This window comes from Thalassotalea nanhaiensis (assembly GCF_031583575.1).
Classification (GTDB): Bacteria; Pseudomonadota; Gammaproteobacteria; order Enterobacterales; family Alteromonadaceae; genus Thalassotalea_A; species Thalassotalea_A nanhaiensis.
Genome location: NZ_CP134146.1, coordinates 2,759,406 through 2,785,180 on the forward strand (window position 1 = coordinate 2,759,406; position 25,775 = coordinate 2,785,180).

General features: G+C 37.9%; 22 protein-coding genes. 7 read left to right on the plus strand and 15 right to left on the minus strand.

Features of this window, described 5'->3' with window-relative positions:
* Window positions 1-105 precede the first annotated feature (105 nt).
* Complete coding sequence (locus RI845_RS12000; protein WP_348386404.1) at window positions 106-882, minus strand: class I SAM-dependent methyltransferase; 777 nt, start codon at window positions 880-882, stop codon at window positions 106-108.
* Between the two features lie 281 nt (window positions 883-1,163).
* On the opposite strand from RI845_RS12000, the gene RI845_RS12005 reads away from it, so the two are divergent.
* Window positions 1,164-1,715, plus strand: a complete 552-nt coding sequence (locus tag RI845_RS12005) for a GNAT family N-acetyltransferase (RefSeq protein WP_348386405.1) — start codon at window positions 1,164-1,166, stop codon at window positions 1,713-1,715.
* Window positions 1,716-1,815: 100 nt separating this feature from the next.
* Here the strand turns inward: RI845_RS12005 and kdsB are convergent, their stop codons facing one another.
* The 5 genes from kdsB to RI845_RS12030 form a co-directional block, all read right to left on the minus strand.
* On the minus strand, window positions 1,816-2,580 hold the full coding sequence (kdsB, locus tag RI845_RS12010; protein WP_348386406.1) for a 3-deoxy-manno-octulosonate cytidylyltransferase: 765 nt from the start codon (window positions 2,578-2,580) through the stop codon (window positions 1,816-1,818).
* Window positions 2,580-2,765, minus strand: a complete 186-nt coding sequence (locus RI845_RS12015) for a Trm112 family protein (RefSeq protein WP_348386407.1) — start codon at window positions 2,763-2,765, stop codon at window positions 2,580-2,582. Before RI845_RS12015 ends, kdsB begins: the two co-directional genes overlap by 1 nt.
* A complete protein-coding gene (gene lpxK, locus RI845_RS12020; protein WP_348386408.1) occupies window positions 2,755-3,765 on the minus strand; it encodes a tetraacyldisaccharide 4'-kinase in 1,011 nt (336 codons plus the stop codon). The genes RI845_RS12015 and lpxK overlap by 11 nt, the downstream gene beginning before the upstream one ends.
* 9 nt (window positions 3,766-3,774) lie before the next feature.
* The gene (gene msbA, locus RI845_RS12025; RefSeq protein ID WP_348386409.1) at window positions 3,775-5,520 is read right to left on the minus strand and encodes a lipid A export permease/ATP-binding protein MsbA; all 1,746 of its coding nucleotides are present in this window, start codon (window positions 5,518-5,520) and stop codon (window positions 3,775-3,777) included.
* A 121-nt stretch (window positions 5,521-5,641) separates the two neighbouring features.
* Window positions 5,642-7,954 (minus strand): DNA internalization-related competence protein ComEC/Rec2, encoded by a 2,313-nt coding sequence (locus tag RI845_RS12030; protein ID WP_348386410.1) that lies wholly within the window; start codon window positions 7,952-7,954, stop codon window positions 5,642-5,644.
* A gap of 117 nt (window positions 7,955-8,071) precedes the next feature.
* Here RI845_RS12030 and RI845_RS12035 point away from each other — a divergent pair, with 117 nt between their 5' ends.
* Window positions 8,072-8,581 carry a DUF2062 domain-containing protein gene (locus tag RI845_RS12035; protein WP_348386411.1) on the plus strand — a complete coding sequence of 170 codons (510 nt, stop codon included), beginning with the start codon at window positions 8,072-8,074 and terminating at the stop codon, window positions 8,579-8,581.
* 177 nt (window positions 8,582-8,758) lie between these two features.
* Here the strand turns inward: RI845_RS12035 and RI845_RS12040 are convergent, their stop codons facing one another.
* The 4 genes from RI845_RS12040 to RI845_RS12055 form a co-directional block, all read right to left on the minus strand.
* Window positions 8,759-10,702, minus strand: coding sequence for an alpha/beta hydrolase family protein (locus RI845_RS12040; RefSeq protein ID WP_348386412.1), 1,944 nt, complete (start codon window positions 10,700-10,702; stop codon window positions 8,759-8,761).
* Between the two features lie 174 nt (window positions 10,703-10,876).
* The gene (gene lolE, locus RI845_RS12045) at window positions 10,877-12,127 is read right to left on the minus strand and encodes a lipoprotein-releasing ABC transporter permease subunit LolE (RefSeq protein WP_348386413.1); all 1,251 of its coding nucleotides are present in this window, start codon (window positions 12,125-12,127) and stop codon (window positions 10,877-10,879) included.
* On the minus strand, window positions 12,120-12,797 hold the full coding sequence (gene lolD / locus RI845_RS12050) for a lipoprotein-releasing ABC transporter ATP-binding protein LolD (protein WP_348386414.1): 678 nt from the start codon (window positions 12,795-12,797) through the stop codon (window positions 12,120-12,122). Before lolD ends, lolE begins: the two co-directional genes overlap by 8 nt.
* On the minus strand, window positions 12,790-14,028 hold the full coding sequence (locus RI845_RS12055) for a lipoprotein-releasing ABC transporter permease subunit (protein ID WP_348386415.1): 1,239 nt from the start codon (window positions 14,026-14,028) through the stop codon (window positions 12,790-12,792). Before RI845_RS12055 ends, lolD begins: the two co-directional genes overlap by 8 nt.
* A 162-nt stretch (window positions 14,029-14,190) precedes the next feature.
* Here RI845_RS12055 and mfd point away from each other — a divergent pair, with 162 nt between their 5' ends.
* The 4 genes from mfd (at window position 14,191) to RI845_RS12075 (ending at window position 19,930) form a co-directional block, all read left to right on the plus strand.
* Complete coding sequence (gene mfd / locus RI845_RS12060; protein ID WP_348386416.1) at window positions 14,191-17,718, plus strand: transcription-repair coupling factor; 3,528 nt, start codon at window positions 14,191-14,193, stop codon at window positions 17,716-17,718.
* Between the two features lie 15 nt (window positions 17,719-17,733).
* Complete coding sequence (locus tag RI845_RS12065) at window positions 17,734-18,984, plus strand: CsiV family protein (RefSeq protein ID WP_348386417.1); 1,251 nt, start codon at window positions 17,734-17,736, stop codon at window positions 18,982-18,984.
* Between the two features lie 71 nt (window positions 18,985-19,055).
* Window positions 19,056-19,349, plus strand: a complete 294-nt coding sequence (locus RI845_RS12070; RefSeq protein ID WP_348386418.1) for a DUF1244 domain-containing protein — start codon at window positions 19,056-19,058, stop codon at window positions 19,347-19,349.
* A gap of 41 nt (window positions 19,350-19,390) precedes the next feature.
* Entirely contained in the window at window positions 19,391-19,930 is a 540-nt protein-coding gene (locus tag RI845_RS12075; protein ID WP_348386419.1) for an isochorismatase family protein, read from the plus strand.
* A 519-nt stretch (window positions 19,931-20,449) separates the two neighbouring features.
* On the opposite strand, the gene RI845_RS12080 is transcribed toward RI845_RS12075, so the two are convergent.
* The gene (locus tag RI845_RS12080) at window positions 20,450-21,091 is read right to left on the minus strand and encodes a hypothetical protein (protein WP_348386420.1); all 642 of its coding nucleotides are present in this window, start codon (window positions 21,089-21,091) and stop codon (window positions 20,450-20,452) included.
* 302 nt (window positions 21,092-21,393) lie between these two features.
* On the opposite strand from RI845_RS12080, the gene RI845_RS12085 reads away from it, so the two are divergent.
* Window positions 21,394-22,635, plus strand: a complete 1,242-nt coding sequence (locus RI845_RS12085; RefSeq protein ID WP_348386421.1) for an IS110 family RNA-guided transposase — start codon at window positions 21,394-21,396, stop codon at window positions 22,633-22,635.
* Window positions 22,636-22,724: 89 nt separating this feature from the next.
* Here the strand turns inward: RI845_RS12085 and RI845_RS12090 are convergent, their stop codons facing one another.
* The 4 genes from RI845_RS12090 to RI845_RS12105 form a co-directional block, all read right to left on the minus strand.
* Window positions 22,725-23,159: a hypothetical protein gene (locus RI845_RS12090; RefSeq protein WP_348386422.1), complete on the minus strand. Its 435-nt coding sequence runs from the start codon at window positions 23,157-23,159 to the stop codon at window positions 22,725-22,727.
* 128 nt (window positions 23,160-23,287) lie between these two features.
* Window positions 23,288-23,932, minus strand: a complete 645-nt coding sequence (locus tag RI845_RS12095) for a hypothetical protein (RefSeq protein ID WP_348386423.1) — start codon at window positions 23,930-23,932, stop codon at window positions 23,288-23,290.
* A 183-nt stretch (window positions 23,933-24,115) separates the two neighbouring features.
* Window positions 24,116-25,447, minus strand: a complete 1,332-nt coding sequence (locus RI845_RS12100; RefSeq protein WP_348386424.1) for a hypothetical protein — start codon at window positions 25,445-25,447, stop codon at window positions 24,116-24,118.
* Window positions 25,448-25,506: 59 nt separating this feature from the next.
* Window positions 25,507-25,722 (minus strand): hypothetical protein, encoded by a 216-nt coding sequence (locus RI845_RS12105; protein WP_348386425.1) that lies wholly within the window; start codon window positions 25,720-25,722, stop codon window positions 25,507-25,509.
* Between the last annotated feature and the right edge of the window lie 53 nt (window positions 25,723-25,775).

Here is a 25,775-nt window from a genome sequence, read left to right on the forward strand (position 1 = left end):
TACAAGACAATAAAGAAAAACTGATTTATAACTAAATTTCAAACAACCTCCCGCTTTGAATGTTCGTTGTACTTTTACTTAACTCGTATAGGTCTCTTGTTCGCTCTATGATTCGATATTTATTGGTTTCTTAAATACCAAGGTGAACCTATCTGTATTACCAGTAACAGATTTTCTACCCACTTCATAACCAAGCTCATCATCAGGGCGATAAAACATATCAGAAGATTTTTCTAATATAAAACCTGCCGCTTGTACTTCTAAAATTACTTTGACTGCATCTTCACGGCGGCGTAACTCGTGTGTTTCAGGAGCCATATGACGTCGGCTATGGTCAATAATTACATAAGTTCCACCGGGCTTGAGAGAGTCAAAGGTAGCTTTGTTTAATTTAGCTTTATCTTCTTGATTAAAGTTGTGATATTCACGAATATTCAAAACCATATCAGCATCAGATATCCCAAAACTCAAATCACCTAATTGATAACGGCTTTCAGTGCGATTCCAGCTTAATTCAATAGGCAGCTTTTTCGCTTTACTTATCTCATCTACTTTCAATAAGTCATCAAAATCAGCAAGCCACTTCTCACTGTATGCTAAATGAAGTTCGCCATTATCTTTTAATACTGGAGCAAGTATTTTGGTATACCAGCCATTACCTGGTGCAAATTCGATTACCTTCATATCATCTTTCAGTCCAATGAATTCTAAAGCTTGAATTGGTTGGCGATTGCGATCTCTAGCAGTATCAACTTCTGTACGATGCTCCATTTTCATTGCCGCCCACACCTTTTCTTGGAGAGGTGTCAAATTTGCCAATGATGCAAATGAACTGAATAAGCCAAGTGAGGCTAACCCGATTAATATTTTTTTATTTTTCATTTTGTATTCCCTTTGATTCCGCACAGTCATCCATATTTAGCAGTTTATTCAAATATGATGCTATTTAAAAAGTGCAATTTTCAGTTGTACTGACTAACCGCTTTTCGCACAAAGCTAACCGAAGTAAACTTTAATCATTTGTAAATCAACAATACATGATGTTATTGTTTAAACACAAGTTTTTACTGTTGGTGACTGCCTCCATAGAGTGAAATTAAAACGTTCAATCTACAATCGGCATTCATAATTCACCTACCTAATGCGCGTTATGAGTATCGAATATGAGCATCAATTTTCAACCATTGAACAAGCATGACGTTAACTTTTCAAACGTGCTCGATCTTTACAGGGAAGCATTTCCAGAAATTCGTCGCGTACCGCAATGGCTGCTTCGCTATAAAATGAGAAAAGGCAAAGCAGGGTTTAGCGTTATTTATGATCATGATACTTGGCTTGGATTTATCTATACCACAGAATATAAAGACATAATTTATGTACAATTCATGGCAATAACTGAATCTCTCCGTTCTTCTGGATACGGAAGTAAAGTAATTGACTCAATTAAAGATATGTATTGCGGTAAAAGAATTGTATTAAATATTGAAGAACTCAATGAGCAAGCTGAAAACTACCCTCAGAGACTAAAACGTAAAGCATTTTATGAAAAAAATGACTTTAACTCTTCAGGGTATATTGTTAAAGAACCTGCTGAACGGGTTGAGGTGCTTATATTTGGCGGAAACATCAGTAAAGAAGAAATAGAAGAAATGTACAAATCTCTTATGGGCTTCCCTTTTGGTTTATTAATTAAACCAGAAGTGTTTAAGATTTAATAAAACTAATTTTTACGACCCTAACTGCCTCTGGTTATTCTAGCTAATGGCAACCCATGGCCATTAACTTTTGCCAAATAAAATAATTACCCAACAGACTTTATAAGCTGGCAGCGTAGCGTCGAGCTTTTTCTAAATCTTCTGGAGTATCAACACCTTCAACGGGTAATCGTGATTGCGCAACTTCAACATGAATTTTCTCACCTTGCCAAAGAACACGTAATTGCTCTAACGCTTCTATGTTTTCCAAGGCACTTGTTGGCCATTGTACGTAATCTTTAATGAACCCTGCACGGTAAGCATAAATACCAATGTGTCGCAGGTAAAAGTCCCCTACTTCTTTAATGTCTTGAGTATTTAAAAAGCGTTCACGATCATAAGGAATTGTGGCGCGAGAGAAATATAAGGCATAGCCATCTTTGTCACATAGCACTTTAACCGCATTTGGGTTTAATGCTTCCTCAACCGAGTCTATATTTACGGCTAAAGTCGACATGCGAGCTTTACTTTGCCCTGCTAAGTTGGCGGCAACCTGAGCAATATTTTGGCTTGGTATAAACGGTTCATCGCCTTGAACGTTAACAATAATTTCATCATCACTGAATTGATATTGCTGCACTACTTCAGCTAATCGTTCAGTACCGGATTGATGGTCACTACGGGTTTTACATACTTCACCGCCAAAAGCGTTTACTGCAGTTTCTACTTCATCATTGTCAGTAGCAATAATAACCCGCTCTGCACCCGAGGCGAGTGCTTTTTCAGCAACCCACTGGATCATCGGTTTACCATCAATATCTGCCAAGACTTTTCCCGGTAATCGTGTTGATTGAAAACGGGCAGGTATTACTACAGTAAATTTCATTAGCTACGCTCTTCTTCAGACAATTTTCTTGCTTCAGTTTCTAATAAAACCGGAATATCCTTTTCAATTGGATAAGCTAAATGGTCAAACTTACAAATCAATTCTGATTTATCTTTATTAATATCAAGTTTGCCTTTACATACAGGACAGGCAAGAATGCCAATAAGGTTACTATCAAAAGCCATAGTTTTTACATCTCGTTATAATTAAATCAATTAATTGCTCACCTTGGTTATCATCAAAATGAGCATCCACTGGCAAATACCAGCTATTTTGTGGCGCTATGCCCGTACACTTTACCGCATCTTTTTCAGTCATTAATAATGGTGTATTGGCACAAAATTGGTCAAAATCAGTGTCGCAAAAATGGTGGTGGTCAACAAATGCTATTTTTTGCCCTAAACTAAAACCCAGCTCATTTAAGCTAATAAAAAATCGTTCTGGGTTGCCAATTCCAGCCATAGCATTAACAACACCATTTTTTCCATGGTGCTCTTTAAAGTCTTCAACCGTTACAACACTGCCGTCGTGAATATTGATCAGTTTATCGCCTTTTAAATACATATGCTGTTCATTCACATCAGCTAGGCCACTATTTACAATAACTTTATCGACGGTTTTTAATCGCCATAGCCCTTCCCTTAGTGGGCCGGCAGGTAATAACCAACCATTACCAAAACGGCGATTACCATCAACAATCACTAACTCTACATCACGTTTTAAGCGATAATGCTGTAAACCATCATCACTGATCACAATATTACAGCCCTGGTTCATTAATAGGTTTACCGAGGCTACTCGATCACTGCTTACCACCACAGGTACCTGGCAACGTTTAAAAATAAGCACAGGCTCGTCACCTGCTTGCTCTGCGGTGGTTTCACCGGTTAACAGTAATGGTGAACTTCTTTTTTCACCACCATAACCACGGCTAATTACGCCAACTTTCAAACCACGTTGTTTTAGCTGTTCTACAAGGTAAACAACCACGGGTGTTTTACCATTACCACCAACGCCAATATTTCCAACAATGACAACAGGGATGTCCAACTGAGGTTGTTTTAAAATACCTAAATTAAACAATACCCGTCGCAAAGCTGACAACAGATAAAATAAAACATTTAAGGGTAACAATAGCCACTTTATTGGATGATTTTGATACCAAGCCTGTTCAATTAAGCGCACTGTTCACCCCTAATCACCAAATTGAAATGCATGTAATTGTGCATAGGCACCATTTTTATCTAACAATTCTTGGTGGGTACCTTGTTCAAGTAAACTACCTTGATCCATTACGATGATAGAGTCGGCATTTTCAATGGTAGATAAACGGTGAGCAATCACCACACAGGTTCTGTTTTGCTGCAATACATTTAAAGCATCTTGTATATGGCGTTCAGATTCAGTATCTAAGGCACTGGTAGCTTCGTCCAGTATTAAAAAAGGTGCATCGCATAACAATGCTCTAGCAATTGCTAAACGTTGACGTTGACCGCCACTAAGCATAGAGCCATTATCACCAATATTTGTTTCTAAACCTTCAGGTAAGTTTTCAACAAACTCCATTACATGGGCTGCTTTGGCTGCCGCTACTATTTCATCGCGGCTTGCTTCAGGGTTACCATAAGCAATGTTGTTTGCAACGCTATCGTTAAACAGTACAACCTGTTGAGAAACAAAGGCGAACTGTTTTCTTAAGTCTTTTAGTTTGTAATCACGAATATTTTCACCGTCAATCAACACTTGCCCGTGATTACTGTTATAAAAACGCAGCAATAAAGAACTAAGGGTTGATTTACCACTACCTGAGCGCCCTACCAGTGCTAATGTTTTTCCAGGTTCTAGCTTAAAGCTTACATTTTTAAGTGCTGGTTTTTCGCTGCCACGGTAGTTAAATGTTACGTCATCAAATTCAATAATGCCTTGGGCATGTTTAAGCTCAAGGGTGCCACTATCTTGCTCTACATCTTGGTCGAGCACTTCAAAAATGCTTTGTGCGGCGGCCATACCCCGTTGAAATTCGCTGTTTACCGTTGTTAATAACTTAAGCGGTCTTAACATCATAATCATACATGTAACAACAGTCGTAAATGTTCCTGGTGACAACTCACCTATCAAATCATCTTGGCTGGCAACATATAAAACAAATGCAAGTGCAAATGAGGCTATGATTTGAATTACAGGTACACTGGTCGACTTTGCCGCCACCATTTTCATTCGTTGCTGGCGGTTTTGGTTATTTATTTTTGCAAAACGCTCAAACTCTCGCTCTTGCCCACCAAACGACAACACTACTTTGTGGCCATTAAAGGTTTGCTCTGTCGCACTGGTGACTATACCCATCATTTTTTGAATGCGTTTACTTACCGCTCTAAAGCGTTTTGAAACGACGACGACAATACCAGCCACAATTGGGATTATAAGTAAGAAAATAGAGGATAATTGCCAGCTGTTATAAAACATCAAACCAATTAAGCCAACAACAAAAGCACCTTCACGAATTAATGTTAGAAGCGCTTTTGTTATCGCTTTTAATAACTGCTCAGTGTCATAGGTAATTTTTGAAATTAAAGTACCAGTAGACTCTTTATCATGAAACGGTACCGGCATTGCAACAATATGCTCAAATAATTTCTGCCTTAATCGCATCACTACATGGTTTCCCATCCAAGCTAGGCAATAAGTTGCAATAAAATGAGAAATACCGCGAATAAAAAACGCACCGATAACAAATATAGGAGCGTATTTAAGAATATTAGGATTTGAATTTGTTAATCCTTCATCGATGAGAGGTTGTAGCTGTGAAAACACTAAGGTATCAATACCAGCATAGCCTAGCATACCTAAAATCGCGGCAGCCAAGCCGAAGCGTAACCCTCTGGTATATTTAAATAGTCGTTTAAAATTCTGCCAGGTGGAGGCAGGCTTTTGCTCTTGCATGAAAGTCTCTTAATTAATGCAAAAAACACTGCATCTTATTAAATTATTATGAAAGTATAATACCTGATATATAAGGCTAATTCACTGATATACAACTATAATAGCCTAATAATTGAAAAAATTATTGCCATGGCCAAAAAGGCAGCAAATTTTCACGGTACGATTTATAGCTTATTTCATGCTCGGTAAACGTAAATTGCAACATCCCCACCATACTTGTATTCAGTTCTACGGCACCAATTTGTTGGTATCGCTGGCTAACTTCCTCAACAGGCATATTCCAACGATTTAGAAAGCCACTGCTGTAAATGACAAACTTAGGCCGAACAAACTGAACAAAGCTGAAACTTGAAGAGCTTTTAGAGCCATGGTGCGGTGCTATCAGTACATCAACTTCAGACAATGATTGTAGATATAATAACTGTAATTCCACCTTACTAGAGATATCTCCAGGCAATAATACTTTATGCACCCCATCCGTTAGCTCAATGACACAGGAATCATCATTATGCTCCCCCACGTTATTAATAGGCGACAACACTTTTAATGTTAAGTCTTGCCAGTTTATAGATGTGCCGGCACTACATTGACGATTATTTTTCAACTCTGCAAAATTTACGGCAAATGATTTAACTAAGTTATGCTGCTGTAAGTGCACTAAACCGCCAGCATGATCGTTATCACTGTGACTTAGTATGGCCAGATCAATTACCTCCAACCGATTGGTAAGTAAATAAGGCTTAACTGCAGCTTCAACAAAATTAAAGCCACTTGAATAAGATGCACCAGTGTCATACAAGATTGCCTTACCATTTTTTTCAATCAATACAGCTAAACCGTGACCAACATCAAACACTGTCATCAACCAATAATTATTCGTTCGCTGCCAATATTTCGCGCCTACTTCAACCAAAAATAGACTCACTAAGATAGGAAACAGAGTAATAACTTGCCATTTGAAACTTATTAATCGCAGGCTTTGCAAAAATATTGCTAACGGGAGTAAACAAACAATGATCAGAGCTGGTGTCGAAAACGATACAATAGAATACTCAAATGCAGTAAGCCAATTAAGGTAACTTATACTGAGTTGCAGACAATAATTGGCAATATCAAATAACCATAAAGCTAATGAAGGGATTATGGGTAACGACAATGTAGCAATTAAAATGATAGGAATTGCCGTAAACGACAACCAAGGAACAACAACAATATTTGCAAAAGGCGCGACAACAGAAACTTGATTAAACAGAAGTAAGGTCATTGGCATTAAAAATAAGCAAATACCAAGTTGTAATAACAATAAAGACAACAGGGCCTTTTGCCACTTAGACCTGTCTTGAACTAAATAGCCCCAGCGCCAAAAACTAAATAAAATAACTAATACCGCACTAAAAGATAAATACAAACTTGCATCTAAAATTGCAAATGGCTCTATCACAATAATGGTACACAAACTAAGTAACAACCATTTGATAATACTGACCTTAGTGCAAAATAGCCTAAATGCATAAAACCATAACAACATAATTAACGCTCTAACTGTTGGCATCGCAAACCCAGCCAGGTATGAATAACTACAAGCAAAAATTAGACTAACGATGATTGGATAAAGATATAAATACCGTTGTGATATTAACGGTTTGGGTAACAGCCAAATAACCAGTTTGGTCAAGGTAAACCCAAACGCTGCAATAAGGCCTAAGTGCAACCCAGATATAGCCATTAAATGTTGAGTACCGGTAGTTTGTAACATTTGCCACATAGGTTTATCTATTTGAGATTTATCGCCAAGTGACAACGCTAAAATTAACGGTTTTAAATTTTGTTTAAGCCTTGTGTTTAACTGGTTGTAAAGTGCTTGCCTAACACTTTTTGATTTTTCCAGCACCATGTTTTGTGCTGACTTTTTTACATAACCGGTAACAACAATATGTTTTTGTAGTAACCATTTTTGATAGGAAAAACCACCTTGATTAGCAAACCCATGGGCGGGTTTTAGTTTTACCAGTAAGCGGATATTATCGCCTTGAGAAAGGTTGATATTTGCTTGTTTAAACGTGAGTCGAGCTAAGAATGTCTTCTTTAACCGTTGTGAGTTTATTGATTGTATTTCAACATTAAAGCGAAGGTCTTCACTTTCTACAATCAAGGTTTGTACTGTACCCTGTATCAATACATCATTTAAATGTAAGGTATTTACGTCTAAGTCATTATTTTCGCTCCATGAAAAATGAGCATGCGCGGCCCATAAAATATAGGTAAATCCAACAAGCCAAGCGAGTACTGGTAGCAGTTTTTTACAAAAATAGACAAGAATAGCGACACAAAAACAAGACAACGCTAACAATAATAGATAGTATAACGCCGGTACTTGCTCAAGCACTAACGCACAGCATGCACCAACAAAAAATAACAGCAACCACCGTTCCATAGTGAATTGTCCATAATAATGCTGAAAATTAAGTTGTAATGAGTATAGTCGCTTTTAAATTTCCTATACTGACTTAGTTCCCTTTAAAAATAATACGCAAAAAGATTAACTAAACATATGCCGAAGAAAATGATCAAACGATGGTTACCTGATCATCACACCATCAAAACAAATAAGCACCTGCAAATTTTTGGTGATGTGTTACATGACGCTAATTTATGGCACCTTAATCGCCGTTCTGTTTCAAAAGCATTTGCAGTTGGATTATTTTTCGCCTTTGTTCCGGTGCCATTTCAAATGATGTTAGCAGCTGGAATGGCAATTTTAGTCCATGCAAACTTACCTCTTTCGGTAGCTCTTGTTTGGTTAAGCAACCCTATTACTATTCCACCAATATTTTACGGGTGTTATAAATTAGGCACGGTGTTAATGAATGTACCACCGCAAGACTTTGCTTTTGAATTAAGTGTAGAGTGGCTAACGACAAGTTTATCAGCCGTTGCCGGTCCATTCCTACTTGGCTGTGCTGTTTGTGCAGTGTTCTTTTCAGTCGTAGGTTATTTTACCATTAATGGTATTTGGCGTTATTCAGTAGCAAGCAGTTGGAAAAAGCGTAAAGACCGTTAAAAATCCGGTTTTAAACACAGTACCCCACCATAATAAGGCCAGTAAAAATTATCTGCTGGCCATTAACAACTCAATATAAAAAAACTCTTAACCTTCGATTTAAGATTAAGAGTTTAACTAAATGATTTTAATACTTTATTCTCTACTAACTAAGTAGAAAACTCGGTGAAGTAAGCCTTACATTAAATGCTCATTTAAAAACTTCAGCACGTTATTCATGTATTCCTTTTTGTCTTCCGGATCAAAGAACCCATGACCTTCACCTTCAATTGGATACCAGATGTATTCTTTATTTGACTCATCAAGCGCGTCAATTAAACGCTCTGAATGTTCAAACGGCACTTGTTTATCCAGTTCACCATGAGCGATTAACAACGGTATGTTTATTTTATCCACGCCATGAACTGGTGACATTGCTTTTAATACGGTTTCATCTGTACCTAAAGTTTTTTCAAGGTAACTTTTGCCCGAGTAAAGTCGTTTTATATTACCTTCGTCATACATGAACTCTAAATCATATACGCCAGCATAAGCAACGGCGCACTTATATGTATCAGGGTAATTAATAGCGCTTTGAACTGCCGAATAACCACCAAAACTTGCGCCCATTACACAGGCTTTACCTTTCTCAGCTTTGCCGGTGTTAATTGCCCAGTTATAAGCTTCTAAAATATCTTGTTGAATAGCCGAGCCCCAGTTTCTGTAGCCAGCCTCTTCAAACGTAGAACCGTAACCTGATGAGCCTCTAAAGTTTATTTGCAAAACTGAATAGCCATTTAAAGCCAAGTACTGGTTTGTGGCATCAAATCCCCAGTAATCCCTTGCGTGAGGGCCACCGTGAACATAAACGATCAATGGCGCTATTTCGCCTTTTTTAGCTACTTTTCCCTGGGTAAATAAACCGCTGATCTCAAGATTGTCTGAAGTAGTAAATTTAATAGGATCGGTATACACCAACTTGTTGGAGTCAAGGTTAGGGTAGTATTTAAACATTAAGCTTAACGAGTTTTTTTCATTATCGAATAGGTAAAACGTACCTGCTTCAATATCTGATGACGTTCTAACTATCGAAAGCTTACCATCTTCAGTTTGACTGGTAATGTCGATAACATGTCCTGGAAATGATGCCACAAGCTTTTTAAAAACCTTTGCTTCCGGTAACGATTTATTCAACATGTAATAAGCGGGAAATTCATCATCTACTCGCAGCGCATAAACGTTACGTTTATCAACCGTTTTATTAACCGCGCTAATATCAACTTTTTTATCGGTTAATATGTGTTTATAGCTGCCATCAGTTAAGTTTAATTTGAACAAACCAGCAATATCTTGTTCAAAATTATCTATAACATAAAGATGTTCACCTGATTGGTTAACTGTTAATGGTGTAAAGTATTGACCAAAATTTGCCTCAGGAATTTGATGCCATTCATCCCCCTTCTTTAAATAAGCTTGTCGGTTGTAATTTTTATCAATCGCGGTGGCAACTTTTAAATTACCGTCAACATCGGTAATAAAGCGTGCTTTTGGCGCAGGACCTTTACCAAGTTTTTGCTTGATTTTTCCGGTGTAAACATCAATTTTAAAAATAGATGCAATTACATCACTGTGCCTACTTTGAGGAGTAGAGCTTATCAGAATGTGCTTGTCATCCTCAGGTAGAAAATCAATAACTTGAGCCCAACCGATGATTTGTTGGTTCTTTTTAATGTTACTGCCCACCTGCTTACTGCCAGCTCGGTAACCATAAATGAGTTTAGCCTTAGAGCTATCCTTATTTATTGCGTACAACTCACCATAAAAATAGGACTCTTTACTCCAAGGTTCACGCTGGTTTATTTGTATTACCACACGTTCGTTATTTACCCACTCGTAATAGCCTACTTCATTATTCCCTGGCAAAATGGCACTACCAGTAACTTTCATTGTTGCTCTTTCTATAAACGCTAATGCGGGTTTATCATCTTTCAGTATCTTGACAGCAAGATGGTTGCCATCAGGGGATATTTTAACCCCTAAATATTCTGGTCGATCAAACAGGTGGGACCAATTGTTGGCATTGGCACTGAAACAGATACTAAATAGCATCAACAGCAGAAACAGCGGAGATTTTTTGAACACTTTCAACTTCCTTATCATTATTGTTTTTATTAGTTTATTTTATTTTTAATGCTTAAATACCCGAAGGGACATCATATTTGCACATAAAGACAATAAAACTATCATTTCAATACTGTTAATTCAATCTATTTTGTGTTCTAACTATCGCGACATCACACTATTCAGGTGCAGGTTTTAACCACCTTGACCTAACACTTGTGCGGGGTCTATTTTTGTTGCTCGCCAAGCGGGATACAAGGTAGCAATTAAACTTAATATTAGCGCAGCAACAACCGTAAAAATAACATCTCGTATATCTAACTCGGTTGGCAAGAAGTCGATAAAATAAACATCACCAGATAAAAACTTGGTATTTAACATTGACTCAATACTGCGAATAATTTCGGTTAAGTTTTTTGATAAATACACGCCACAAAGCGCGCCTATAAGGGCACCAAGTACGCCATTTACCAAGCCTTGGTAAACAAAACTAAGCATTATAGTTTTAGGTTTAGCCCCCATAGTTTTTAAAATGGCGATATCACCTTTTTTATCATTTACCGCCATAAACAGGCTTGAGACGATATTAAAACTAGCAACGGCAATAACCATAAGCATCACCACAAACATAACCGTGCGCAGTAATTGAATATCGTTAAATACATGCCCTTGGGTTCGAGTCCAATCATTCATATACACATATATATCAAGCTGTTGACCAATGTCTCTAACAATTACAGGCGCTTGAAATACATCATCAACGGCTATTCTAATGCCATGTACATCAGTCCCAATATCTGCAATTTCACTACCAACACTTAATGGCATGTAAGCCAGTGTTTCGTCAATTGCGCCGCCAAAATCGAAAATAGCAGCTATGGTCATATTACGTTTTTTCGGTGCAGCAAACTGACTATTACTATTATTACCATTGAGTCGTGGCAAGATAAGTTGCACGGTATCCCCAACTTTAACGTTCAGCTTTTTAGCAATTCCTTTACCAATAACGAGAGATTGCCCAGTTAAATCGGTCCATTTACCGGCACTAATAAAGTCGGTTATTTTTGACACTTTTGCTTCAAGTGCAATATCTACGGCTCTAACTTCTAATCCTTTAAGTTGCTCGCCCTTTTGCAATAAACCGCCAAGTTTGATCACTGGTGCGGCAGCAAGTACATGCTCAAATGTCTCTAAATGCTCTACCTGTTGTTGCCAGTTTTCTATAGGCTTAGTTACTGCAATATATTCACCATGAGGGACAATTGAAAGTAAGCGTTTGGCTAATTCTCGCTCAAAACCATTCATTGCAGACAGCACGATAATAAGCACCATGACACCTAAACCAATACCTATGGTCGAAGATGCTGATATAAACGAAGCAAACCCTTTGCTTCGATTAGACGATACGTAGCGTAAGCCGATGAAAATACTTAACGGTTTAAACATCAAGTAATTTCCCATGGTCCAGCTTTAATTGCCTGTCCATACGGCCGGCTAGCGTTAAATCGTGGGTAACAACAACAAAGCTGGTGTTTTCGGAGCGATTTAACTCCTGAATTAATTGAAATATTTGCTCTGCAGTATCAAAGTCTAAATTACCGGTTGGTTCATCCGCTAATACTAAAGACGGCTTGGTAACCAAAGCTCTGGCAATCGCTACACGTTGGCGTTCACCACCAGACAGCTCTGATGGGCGATGATGGGTACGGTGACTAAGACCGACTTTAGCGAGCATATTTTGTGCTTCTGCTAACGCTTTTTTTGGTTTGTCACCGCGGATAAGCAGTGGCATAGCTACATTTTCTTCGGCGCTAAACTCCATCATTAAATGATGAAATTGATAAATAAACCCTAAATGTTTATTTCGAAATTCTGCTCTTTTCGATGCAGATAAACCATAAATATCGACATTATCAATTTCAACACTGCCTGATGTAGGTGTATCCAGTGCTCCTGCCAAATGCAAAAAGGTACTTTTACCACAGCCTGAGCTACCAACGATTGCCAGTAACTCCCCTGCTTTAACCGTTAAGTCTAAGCCAGTTAATACTGCAGTTGTTTGTGGCCCTTGCTGATATTCTTTAACCAGTTGCTGGCACACTAACACATTATTCATTTCGTAAAACCTCTGCGGGTTGTGTTTTAGATGCTCTATAAGCTGGGTATAAGGTTGCTGTGAAACTCATCACCAATGCCGATAGAATAATAATTAATACTTGTTGATATTGTAAGTCGATGGGTAAGGTTTGCATGACAAAACCTGAGCCTAATACGTTAACCCCAAACAATGATAGAACGCTATTTATGTTTAAAGTAAAAATCACGCCAATAATAGATCCAAGCGTAACGCCCCATAAGCCGTTCACCATGCCCTGAGTGATAAATATTTGTAAAACCTGCTTGGGCTTTAAACCCAACGTTTGCAAAATACCGATTTCACCTTGTTTGTCGATAACAACCATAACCAGTGCCGATACAATATTAAATGCTGCTACGGCGACAATTAAACTTAACATTAACCACATCATGTTTTTTTCTATGCGCACTGCCGCAAATAGATTTCCCTGAGTTTTATCCCAAGTGGTAAAATTTAACTGGTTAAACTCAGGATTTAAGCTGAGTTGCTCTGCTAAAGGTTGCGCATCAAAGGCATCGTTAAGATATAAACGAATATTCTCAACGCTGTCTTTATCTTTTCGTAATAAACGTGCGGCATCCTGGCCGTGAATAATGACCATATGATCATCTACTTGCGAGCCAACATGAAAAACGCCAACCAAGGTAAACTTGCGTTGTACAGGTACCCTGCCCATTGGAGTGAAAATAGTTTTATTTGGTAAAGCCAATCTGATTTTGTCGCCAATACGAATACCTAGTTTACGCGCTAAAGAAACGCCCATTACCATTTGGTATTTTCCAGGGACTAAGTCTGTTAACTGCCCTACTTGCATTTTTTCGGCTAATAATGAGTACTTTTGTTCATATTCAGGGTAAATCCCCTGCATTAAAACGCCTTCCAATTTACTTGGCGACTGAATAAATGATTCACTTTCTAAATAGGGCGTTGCCCCTTTAATTGATGGGTCAGCTTCAAACTTTGCAATGAGTTCGCGCCAATCATTAATGCTTTGCTGTTCGCTCTGTACCACAACATGAGGAACCAGGCCTAAAATTCGTTGCTTTAACTGACCTTCGAAGCCGTTCATAACGGAGGCCACAGAGATCAATGCAGCCACGCCTAATAAGATACCGGCGATTGAAAAAAAGGTGATAAAAGATACAAAACCAGAGCGGCTTTGACTGCGACTGTAGCGGTATCCGATAAAAAGACTAACCGGTTGAAACATTTATATTTATAATTTTTTTTGAAGATGTCGTTAAATGATAAAAGCTTGCACTGTTTAGTACAAGTAGAACAAGATAATAATATGTAATTTAGTATGACAATGACTGTGTTAACGGCTAAAATCAAACGCTAAATGTAGTCTTTCACTCTAGTAAACTAAACAATGAGCCAAACCAGTAGTATATTTTCGCCTTTATTAGCGTTAAGTAAAGTTGATGCCACTTTAAAAGATAAAAAACAATGGGCTAACTTGCACGGTTCCAGTGCCAGTGTTGCTATTTATTTTGCCGCGGCTAACTCTAACAGTCTTACTTTATTAATTACCGAAGATACAGCAACCGCGCTTAAGCTTGAACATGAATTACTTAGCATTAATGATCAAGACTTGGATATCTGCTTATTTCCCGATTGGGAAACTCTACCGTACGATAGCTTTTCGCCTCATCAAGATATTATTTCACAACGACTACAAACGCTTTATCGCTTATCACGAATGCGTAAAGGCATTGTCATTGTTCCGGCCCATACCTTAGTACATCGCATAGCGCCAAAACAGTATATTGAAGCAAACAGTTTACTGATAAAAACAGGCGATAAAAAAGATTTACATCAAATGCGTACAGAATTAGAGGCCAGTGGTTATAGAGCTGTTGACCAAGTTCTTGAACATGGTGAATTTAGTGCTCGCGGCGCTATTCTAGATCTTTACCCTATGGGTAATAATACGCCCTATCGTTTAGACTTTTTTGATGATGAAATAGACAGCATTCGAACCTTTGATGTTGAAGATCAACGTTCAAAAGATACCATCGCCAACATTGAATTATTGCCAGCTCATGAATTTCCAACTGATAAGGCGGCAATAGAATTATTTAGAAGCCAATATCGTGAAATATTAAAAGCGAATAACGATAAAGATTCGGTATATCATCATGTCAGTAAAAATATTTTACCGGCAGGTATCGAATATTATTTACCGCTATTTTTTGAACAAACAGCAACCTTATTTGAATACTTGCCAATCAATACACAAGTATTAATTCACGGTGATATTGATAAAAACCTTGAACAATTCAACCTGGACGCTCAGTACCGCTATGAAGATAGACGTTACGATCCGTTAAGGCCGTTACTGCCACCAGATAAGTTGTTTTTAACTCGAGAACAATTGTTTGCGACATTAAAGCAACATGATCGAGTGAATATAAAGGTAGCCGATAAAGAAAGCCAAGCAATTAAGCTCAATGATAAAGCTGGGAATGTAAACTATGCCACTGCAGCGTTACCCAGCGTTGCGGTTAACCATCAACTTAAACAGCCTTTACAAAATGTTTGTCAGTTTCTAGAAAGTGCAGCACAAAACAACCAGCAAGTGTTATTTGTCGCTGAAAGCCAAGGCCGAAGAGAGACTCTTTTAGAGTTACTTTCCCGAGAACAAATAACGCCAAAAAATGTTGATGATCTAAGCAGCTTCATTTCATCAGAGTTGCCAATTGCAATTACGGTTAATGCACTTAACCACGGTTTTATTGTTTCTCAAACAGACATCAAAACCGATCTTAATTTTGCCGTAATCACTGAAGATGATTTATTCACTGACCGAGTAAAGCAAGCCAGACGCAGAACTAAACAACAAGAAACCAACAGTGAAGCAATATTTAAAAACCTGACTGAGCTGTCGTTAAATCAACCGGTTGTACATATCGAGCATGGTATTGGCCGCTATCAAGGCTTACAGACCTTTGAAAACCAAGGGATCAGCACTGAATTTTTAATGTTAAGTTATGCTAATGACGCCAAGCTTTATGTGCCAGTTGCCTCATTACATTTAATTTCTCGCTATTCAGGCTCAAACAGCGATACAACACCAATTCATAAATTAGGCACCGACTCTTGGTCAAAAGCGAAGAAAAAAGCCGCAGAGAAAATTAAAGATGTAGCCGCTGACCTACTCGATATTTATGCAAAACGAGCACAAAGTCATGGCTATGCATTTAAACGAAATAAAGAAGAGTACATAAGTTTTTCAGAAAGCTTTGGCTTTGAAGAAACTCTTGATCAACAAAATGCCATTACCAATGTTATAGCTGACATGCTGGATCACAAAACCATGGACCGTCTGGTTTGTGGTGATGTTGGCTTTGGTAAAACTGAAGTTGCCATGCGAGCAGCCTTTGTTGCCGCCAATGACTCAAAACAAGTTGTGGTGTTAGTCCCAACTACCCTGCTGGCACAACAACATTATGAGAATTTTCGTGATCGGTTTGCAAATTGGCCAATAAATATTGAAGTACTGTCACGTTTTAAAACATCTAAGCAGCAAAAGGAAGTGATTAGTGAAATCGCTACCGGTAACATTGATATTCTTATAGGCACTCATAAATTATTGTCTGATGACATTAAATTTAAAGACTTAGGATTACTTATTGTTGATGAAGAGCATCGCTTTGGCGTAAAACAAAAAGAGAAAATCAAAAAACTGCGTGCCAATGTTGATATCTTGACCCTTACCGCAACACCTATTCCTAGAACACTAAATATGGCTATGGGAGGAATGCGAGATTTATCAATAATTGCAACACCTCCGGCAAAGCGATTAGCCGTAAAAACCTTTGTACGTGAACGTGAAAACGGCTTGATCAGAGAGTCTGTATTACGTGAAGTGTTGCGTGGTGGTCAAGTATACTTCCTGCATAACAATGTTCAAACCATTGAAAAAACAGCTCAAGAACTTCAAGACTTGCTGCCAGAAGCAAAAATTATTGTTGCTCACGGTCAAATGCGTGAACGCGAACTAGAACGTATTATGAGTGATTTTTATCATCAACGTTATAATGTATTAGTGTGTACCACTATTATTGAAACGGGCATCGATATTCCTACTGCAAACACCATTATTATGGACAGAGCCGATCATTTAGGTTTAGCACAGTTACACCAATTGCGTGGTCGTGTTGGGCGTTCGCATCATCAAGCGTATGCTTATTTATTAACGCCCCACCCTAAGCGTATGACCAAAGATGCAATTAAGCGCCTAGATGCGATATCACAACTAGAAGATTTAGGTGCAGGTTTTGCGTTGGCGACACATGACTTGGAAATTCGTGGTGCGGGTGAGTTGTTAGGCGAAGACCAGTCAGGGCAAATGGCCAGTATTGGTTTCAGCTTATACATGGAAATGCTTGATCAGGCAGTGGCGGCATTAAAAGAAGGTAAACAACCTTCGCTAGAAGATTTAACCGCTAAGCAAACTGAAATTGAATTGCGTGTACCCGCGTTAATACCTGATGATTACATTTATGATGTCAGCATGCGTTTATCATTTTATAAACGTATCGCCAGCTGTAAAGACAACCAGGAGCTGGATGAAATTCAAATTGAATTAATTGACCGTTTTGGTTTATTACCGCAAGCAACTAAACACATATTTTTTATCGCCAAATTACGCTTAACCGCTGAAGACATCGGAATATCAAGAATTGATGCAGGTATAAATGGTGGTTCAATCGAATTTAATAGCAGCACTAAAATTGATCCTATGCTTATAATAGGCTTAATCCAGCAACAACCATCAATTTATAAAATGGATGGTGCGAATAAACTAAAATTTGCAATTAAAACTGAAGATAATCAAGCCCGCTTTACCTTAATCAACAAGATGCTAGACAGTTTAAACAAAAGTATTGCCTAAGGAATAATGATTAATATGCAAGTAAACAATGCAATGACAACTTTAACATCAATGTGTAATAAACAGATTAAACCTGCGCTTGCGAAACTGGCGCATGTAGGTTTTATGTTTTTGTGCTTGTTTGTTGCTAACGCAAGTGCACAAGATGAACTTCCGGAGGAGGAGCCTGCTGAGCGTTGGTTTGAAATCGAAGTGATATTGCTCGAGCAATTGATCGATAAATCTCGTTACAACGAAGACTTTAACCAACAAGTTGCCTTGAACAATGGTAAAGCTGTAAACAACGTTTCTTTGCTCAACGGTTATTTGCAAAACATTGTAAATTTTAAACAACAATTAGACACGTGTCCCCCAGTTAACACTAGGAATGAGATAAATTCTGCTGACAATATTGATAAAGTAAAGGGTTCTACGAAGAGTAAAGTAAGCCTTGCAGAAGTTGAACAAGAATTAGAAAACCTGTCATTAGCTTGTAAGCAAAATGAGGTAAATATTTTTGAAAATGCAATTGATAAAGAGTTTTATCAAATTCCAAGAGTCATCTCTGCTAATGAAGACTTATATGCCAATGTTCCTTATTTACTTAATAAAGATAGCTTAGAACTAACACATATTAGACAATCTCTAAGCCGGTCAAAACACTTTAAACCTCTATTGCACGTAGCCTGGCGTCAAGCTGTTGTAGATAGACGCGCAGCCAAACCAGTTCGACTTATGGCTGGAGAGAATCAATCTTTAACTAAAGTTACCAACGATGATGTGATTGAACTTGATAAAGATTTGCAAATAACTGAAGAAGAAAAACAAGAAATTATCACAAATCATTTAGGCCAAATCATCGAAGATATTGAACAAAATAATATCCAGTTAGATGTATTGACGAAACAAATTAAAAATCAGCAGATTCAACCATTATTCGATGAACAAACCACAGCGGCAACTGAAAACATTGATAAACAACACAAACAAAATTGGCATATAGACGGCTTGTTTAATGTGCACTTAGACCATTACCTTTATATCAACAGTCAGTTTAATGTCATTACCGAAACAACAAGTAATAACAATGACAAGCCCAGTGATAACTTAGTCCCATTCAAACAGAACCGTAGGGTGATCAGCGGTGAGGTTCATTATTTCGATCACCCATACATGGGCATGATCGTACAAATTCGTCGCCATGAGAAACCCGAAGTGATTGATGAAGAAACCCCAAATGAAACACAAGATAACGAAGAAATAGACGCTAACAGCGATTATTTCTAACAGCCAACTGTAGTCGTCCCGTATTCGTTACGGGACCTAAGCAAACCTTTTAATTAATAGTAGTAAAAATTATGTCAGTAGATAAACAAACACAAATTGAAGCCGCGGTATTTCGCCGTTTATTAGCCCATTTAGATTCTCGTAAAGACGTACAGAATATTGAACTGATGAATCTTGCCGGATTTTGTCGCAATTGTTTTTCAAAATGGACAGTTAGTGAAGCTGAAAAACTAGGTGAAACAATCGATATAGATACGGCGCGAGAGCAAGTTTACGGTATGCCTTACAGCGAATGGAAAGAAAAACACCAACTTCCTGCAACACCTGAACAGTTAGCAAAATTTGAACAATCGTCAAAAAAGTAATAGATTAACCAATCCAATAAAATAATAAGAACGATTTTTGTATGCTAAATAAAGAAGATACAGTATTTGTATTAGTTGATGTGCAAGGTAATCTTGCAGGGTTAATGCAAGACAAACAAACCTTATTTAGCAATTTGCAAAAGCTTATAAAAAGTTTGCAAATCCTTAATATTCCTATTATTTGGGTAGAGCAAACACCTGGTGCCATTGGCGACACTATTGTTCAAATATCAAGTTTACTTCCTAACCAATCACCTATTAGCAAAACTACGTTCAGTGCCGTTAAAAATACTGAGTTTATGACTGCTCTGAAAAACGTCGGTAGAAAGCAAGTGTTAGTTGCAGGTATAGAGTCACATGTTTGTGTGTATCAAACAGCAATGGATTTGCATAAACAGGATTTTTACGTAGAGATAGTTTCCGATGCGGTTTCATCCAGAACCGCAACGAACAAGCAAATAGCCTTATTAAAAATGCAAAATAAAGGCCTAACCCTAACTAATACTGAAATGGCCTTATTTGAACTGTTAGGCGATGCTCAATGCGAAGAGTTTAAGCAGATCATAAAAATAATTAAGTAACGCTCCTAAAGTGCCAATCAGAGTCGTTTAACTTCTAAGTATCTATACGATAATCAGAAACAATTAACCACGTCATCCTGTGCGAGCCTAAGCGAGACATGGGGCCTCCTTCAGTGACGCTGTGGGTCTGCAAAGTGCCAGAAACAGAAGTAGAGAAAATACGCCGTCATCCTCGAGGACTAGTGCATGGATGCACGTAGTTAGAACAATGCAGGAGCAATTGTCGAGCCAAAGCGACATCGGGGACCTCATTAAGCGTATTGTGGATATAAAAAATTCAACCTCCTTAACTTGTTTCAGGATCTATTGAACGTCTCAAAAGTGCCAGGAGCGGTAGTAGAGAAAATACGCCGTCATCCTCGAGGAGCTCAAGCGACATCGGGGACCTCATTAAGCGTATCGTGGCTATAAAAGTTCCTACTTCCTGAACTTGTTTCAGGATCTATTGAACGTCTCAAAAGTGCCAGTAGCTGCCACTCACTTATTTATGTCCCCCTATTATGGGTAATAACTTTTATTTTATAAAATCAGAATAAAGATTAATGGCCAGGACATAAGAAGACCTAAGAAAAACGTCCATCTAGATTGTAAGTTATTTACTCCAGAAAAGTCATGACTTTGGATTGAGCCATCTTTTAGACTGCTTAGTAATGAGCTTTCAGATATTGTGTATTCAACACCATTGCTATCAACAAAAACAGGCCATAATGAAACTCCCATGCTAGGGTGGGATGCACTTACTTTAGTCATACGCAAAGTTAATGGTGCTGTAAATCTACCTTTAATATCAGCGCGTGAATCACTCTCAATAAACTCTCTTTTCCATAGTGATAAATATTCAGAATCATGATATTTAGCGTACCCCCAGGCGGCATCTATTTGGATTTCTGCTCCTATATTCGGGTAATACAAGGTGTTCATTTCTTTAGGGAGTAGAGGGATGCAGACTAGCGCGGTAACAATCAAAATCGCATTCCTAGTTTCTTTTTTATAACTAAGCAAACGAATACAAAATAAAACAACAAAAGGCAATGCGAAAAAGAAACTAGTGAAGCCATTATTTGCAGCACCACTTAATATAAAAATGAAGCAAATTGGCAATAGGAACCTATCTATAAATTTAAGTTCCAAGTACAAATTTTTCCACTTTAATGAATTCATGTCTGCTTAAGAAGCCCTTTTGTGAAGTTCAATAAATGCAATTGTTGCGTTTTTTTCAACGGCTGCTGCTCGCTCTTTATAATCTTTTAGTCCTGAATTAAACCATACTTATTTAGTTCAGGTCATGTGCCTGCTTCATACGAATAACTCGCTCAGAACAACTTGTATGTTTACTCTTTTAGCTTCGATGTTGCAGGTACTACCAAGCTCTATAACGAATACTCAGGGCTCGCTTCAAACAGCTCATTATATTGATTTCGAAGAGCCTTGGTTCTCCTGACTTTACTATGAGGAGATAGCACATGACTACGAAACAAAAACCAATATTACACATTGGTATTGATTGGGCAACCAAGAAACACGATGTGTGTATTCAGCTACCCGATGGAAGTCGTTCATTCGTTGTTGTTGATAGTTCACCAGAATCTGTCGATGAATGGATTTTAAAGCTACATAAGCAATACAAAGGTAATATTCATGCGGCCGTAGAGCTATGTCGAGGACCGATTGTTTATGCATTACAGAAGTATGATTTCATCACCATATTTCCAATCAATCCTGCCATGCTTGCCAAGTACCGTTCAGCATTTTCGCCAAGTGGTGCTAAAGATGATCCCACGGATGCTGAAATTGCATTGGGTTTAATGATCAATTATCCAAAACTGATCACGCCGTTGAAATTGGAAAGTGAGGATATGCGTAAACTCGCATTCTTAGTCGAACAACGTCGTCGGTTTGTTGAAGATAGGCGGCGGTTTGCTAATCGATTAAATAACACGTTAAAACAGTATTACCCTCAACCACTTAGCTGGTTCAGTCATCGTGATACAAAATTATTTGCTGACTTCATATTACGATGGCCAAGTCTTCAAAAATTACGTCGAGCTCACGAATCAACTGTCCGACAGTTCTTCTTGGAGCACGGTGGTAACGCAGTAACATTGCTAGAAAAACGCATAGCCTCAATCAAAGAGTCAACTCAACTGACAGACGATAAAGCCGTCATTGATACTCATGAACTGCTTAGTTCGACGCTAGTTAAACAGCTTCATACCGTCATTAAATCTATTAAAGAATATGATGTTGAGATAGCACTTATTTTCAAAGAGATGCCCGATGCTGATTTGTTTAAATCGTTACCAGGAACAGGCATATGTTTAGCGCCCAGATTACTGGTCGCTATGGGAGAAAATCGATCTCGTTTTGACACAGCATCAGAGATTCAAATGTACGCAGGTATAGCCCCTGTAACAGAACGAAGTGGCAAAAAATGTTGGGTTCACTGGCGTTGGCAATGTTCAAAATTTCTCAGACAATCATTCATTGAATGGGCGGATAGATCTATATATCAGTCATTCTGGGCGAAACTGTATTACGACCAACAAAGAGCCAAAGGAGGCTCTCATCAAGCCGCTGTTCGGAGTTTAGCTTTCAAATGGGTACGTATATTATTTCGCTGTTGGAAGTCGAAAACGCCTTACTCAGAGAGTAGATATTTGCAGGCTTTGAAAGATAGAAACTCACCATTGATTGCGAATATTTAGTTGACTGAAGGACTCAGGGCGTGAAAGAGACCTTAACCTTTTCAATAAGTTGAGGTCAAATTAAAACAAATGCTAACTATTAATAATATTTAAACTTCTACCATTTCCACTAAATACTTAAATTTTTCAAGTGAAGTTGAACCATTATTACTAGGATACTTCTCTCTTGAGACTTCGATATCTTTAATAACACGTTTAATATACTTTTTATGATTTTTAAGTTCTTTGTTAATTATTCCTGATTGTATGGATAAAATTATCAAATTAATCTCACTATCAATTGTAAGGTCAATATTCTCAATCAAAAGAAGTTGAGTTTCATCATTAACGTTGAGTGAGTCTCTTATAACACTTAGAAAATCCATTTCTTCCAGAGATTTTTCAAAAGTGAATTTAGGTTTAAGCAATAAATCTAGTTGACCGCTGTTTAATAAAGTATTTAATTTTTCTTCGGTTACGCACTCTTCTTTGGTTAAAGCTGAGAAACTCAAAAGTATAGCTAGAAAAGTAAATATTTTAATCATTTGTTATCTATTCTTAATCATTAAATTAGTCTGGTTATCGCTCTTTTCAGCCGTTAGGCTTTTGAATACACTACGTTATATTACTCATGGTCTCAAGTATGCAGTCAGTCGTTTTTGTCAATCATTTACTAATGGGTTCTATGTAGCTGCTTTACAAAAAACTCATTTTCAATTTGGTGTAGCGTCAGTCGCCATCGATTATCTCCAATTTTAATTGCTACACTTGCTACGTTCTTATCGGGGTAGTTCATATTTATCGAGCGAATAATAATTGAGTCACTTTTATTGAGTGCGGCAAAGAATTCATCGCACTCATCACAAAACCAAAACTTATAAAAAGGGATATCAATTCTGTCTCTGGCAAAAGCACCACTTTTCTCTAAATCAGATTTAAGTTCTAGTATTTGATTAAAAACGAAATCGTCATCAAAGATTTCTGAGCCATATATCATTGGAACATATAACCCACTTCTATGATTTGGGCAAATACCGTTTACCGCTGGTGCATATGAAGTGTATTTTGATAATGGCTCTATCCTTTCCTCAATTAATGAGCAATTTTTCAAAGGCGTTAACGTTGGAGTTGTCAATTTAAAAGAGATTTTATGTTGCGCTAATTTGCATGTCATTAAAGAGGTATACGGGGGCGATTCAGTTGAGTTTCGGATATGTTTATACGTACAAGGTTCAACATTCATTATAGATGTAGCAACAGCATTATAAGAAAGTAATAACAACAAACCAATGCTTATCCCTTTTGCTACAATCTTCATCTAAACCCTTTTTCATTACTTAAGCATGTCCGTTCATCGCTCTTAGGAGACCATAACCTTTTCAGTAGCTTAAGGTCAAATCAGTGCCAAAAGCAGTTGGTCGATAATGCTGCGTTAACTAGCGGCAAAGCGGTGTCTAATACTGCGCATAAAAAGCATGTTAATTAAGAGTTAAACATCATCTCAGCTCTTTTTTAATATTGGACTAATCGCACATCGGAATATGGCCGCTCCCGAAAGGATATAGAAGGTCAAAAACAAATAAACAAAAGGTGGCAGGTATACTTCTTGTGAATCTTCAGATTTTATTAAAGCTTTGCGTGTCAAAACAAACAACAAAGCAGTCTCACCTAAGTAAGGAGCATCAGACAGATTTGAAAGTAATCTTGGAATCATAAGAGTGCCATTTGGTAAAGGCCATGAAGCAACCAATGCCTCAGTGGAAAGTGCGTATGATTGCTGTATTCTATTATTGACCCTTGCTGCACCAATTCCGAAAGCGCTTGCCGCCACACCATATCCGCCAATGACTGGTCCAGAATCTACATCGGAGAAGGCCATGTTATTGCTATTAATCGCAAACTCATGGAAGCCTGATATGAGTAGGCTTTCTTTCCAGAAGTATTTTTCATACTGCTCATACCAACGACTTGCTGTGTCTGGCCAGAGTTCAGGCGCCCAAATTAGCATATATGAAATTCCGACACCGCGAGCAGGACCATAGCCAACACCAGTTTTTGAATTCGCTACATAAGCAGGCAAGTTAGTTTCGGAATCTAATGCATTGCCTTGGAAGGCTCGTAAAGAGCGTTTTACAAACTCCGAATCATCAACACCAATCAATTCATTTGCTCTTTTTATCGCAGCTATCGCTGGGAGTATATCGACTGGGTAGCACTCGCCTGGATAATCGTCCAGTAGACCGAATGGCGAATGGTCTAATTCATTTGTTAATGAATTCACTTGATCGACTAGTATTTCCTTATATTGATCGTCCCCTGTTAATTTCTGATAACTCGATAGTCCTGAAATTAAAAGCATTCTATAAAAGGCATTCTCTTTGTGTAGGTAATTATCTCCCCAGTGTTGTTTTACCCATGATGCATTATCTGGATCAACTATTAATTGTGCAGCCGCCTCAATGGCATCTTTAGAATATTCTACTGGTGCTTGTTGAGATGCATCGGGATTGAGAGCCCAATTATCCTGGAGTGCTTCAGTCGACCATAGGAAAAACACAGCGCTAAACATAGGCCATTCTGTTCCCGAAATATCATTAATGCTTAGATTGGAACCCATTTCTGCATCAACACGCTCCGCCGACCAGGCTACAATATCTTTTGAAATCCGAGAATGCCAACGATAGGTAAAACTTGGGATATCATTATTTTTCAAGCCTGCATCCTGCAAATCGATCACCAAGATACCTGCGGGAATAAGAAAAATGTAGAATGAAATAAATAATAATACAATTGATTCTGCCCAAGAGCTTAGTTTATTACCCTTTGAATCCATGCTCTAGCTCTTCCATTCTAAGTATCGTTGTTTTCAATTAGCGACTGACAGCAATTCGCTCATTGCTGCCTGTTTGAATAAGGGAATGCAGAAATGGTAAATACAATCGATAAAGATGCCTGAATAACTAACATTTCTATATCGGCCATAAAGTTATTATGCAATACACTCAAAATAGAAAAAGTACCCATTGCACATAGAAAAACTAACGCACTACCCGCAAATTTATTTTCTTTCCAGAAGGTCATAAAATCTTTATTGATGAAGTTAGACATATTATTAAATCCTTTACTATTCAGTCCGCTAATCGCTCTTAGGAGACCTTAAC

Coding starts and splice junctions, on each gene's coding strand:
- RI845_RS12000 (WP_348386404.1), bottom strand. CDS start 882: ATGAAAAATAAAAAAATATTAATCGGGTTAGCCTCACTTGGCTTATTC.
- RI845_RS12005 (WP_348386405.1), top strand. CDS start 1,164: ATGAGCATCAATTTTCAACCATTGAACAAGCATGACGTTAACTTTTCA.
- kdsB (WP_348386406.1), bottom strand. CDS start 2,580: ATGAAATTTACTGTAGTAATACCTGCCCGTTTTCAATCAACACGATTA.
- RI845_RS12015 (WP_348386407.1), bottom strand. CDS start 2,765: ATGGCTTTTGATAGTAACCTTATTGGCATTCTTGCCTGTCCTGTATGT.
- msbA (WP_348386409.1), bottom strand. CDS start 5,520: ATGCAAGAGCAAAAGCCTGCCTCCACCTGGCAGAATTTTAAACGACTA.
- RI845_RS12030 (WP_348386410.1), bottom strand. CDS start 7,954: ATGGAACGGTGGTTGCTGTTATTTTTTGTTGGTGCATGCTGTGCGTTA.
- RI845_RS12035 (WP_348386411.1), top strand. CDS start 8,072: ATGCCGAAGAAAATGATCAAACGATGGTTACCTGATCATCACACCATC.
- lolE (WP_348386413.1), bottom strand. CDS start 12,127: ATGTTTAAACCGTTAAGTATTTTCATCGGCTTACGCTACGTATCGTCT.
- lolD (WP_348386414.1), bottom strand. CDS start 12,797: ATGAATAATGTGTTAGTGTGCCAGCAACTGGTTAAAGAATATCAGCAA.
- RI845_RS12055 (WP_348386415.1), bottom strand. CDS start 14,028: ATGTTTCAACCGGTTAGTCTTTTTATCGGATACCGCTACAGTCGCAGT.
- mfd (WP_348386416.1), top strand. CDS start 14,191: ATGAGCCAAACCAGTAGTATATTTTCGCCTTTATTAGCGTTAAGTAAA.
- RI845_RS12065 (WP_348386417.1), top strand. CDS start 17,734: ATGCAAGTAAACAATGCAATGACAACTTTAACATCAATGTGTAATAAA.
- RI845_RS12070 (WP_348386418.1), top strand. CDS start 19,056: ATGTCAGTAGATAAACAAACACAAATTGAAGCCGCGGTATTTCGCCGT.
- RI845_RS12075 (WP_348386419.1), top strand. CDS start 19,391: ATGCTAAATAAAGAAGATACAGTATTTGTATTAGTTGATGTGCAAGGT.
- RI845_RS12080 (WP_348386420.1), bottom strand. CDS start 21,091: ATGAATTCATTAAAGTGGAAAAATTTGTACTTGGAACTTAAATTTATA.
- RI845_RS12085 (WP_348386421.1), top strand. CDS start 21,394: ATGACTACGAAACAAAAACCAATATTACACATTGGTATTGATTGGGCA.
- RI845_RS12090 (WP_348386422.1), bottom strand. CDS start 23,159: ATGATTAAAATATTTACTTTTCTAGCTATACTTTTGAGTTTCTCAGCT.
- RI845_RS12095 (WP_348386423.1), bottom strand. CDS start 23,932: ATGAAGATTGTAGCAAAAGGGATAAGCATTGGTTTGTTGTTATTACTT.
- RI845_RS12100 (WP_348386424.1), bottom strand. CDS start 25,447: ATGGATTCAAAGGGTAATAAACTAAGCTCTTGGGCAGAATCAATTGTA.
- RI845_RS12105 (WP_348386425.1), bottom strand. CDS start 25,722: ATGTCTAACTTCATCAATAAAGATTTTATGACCTTCTGGAAAGAAAAT.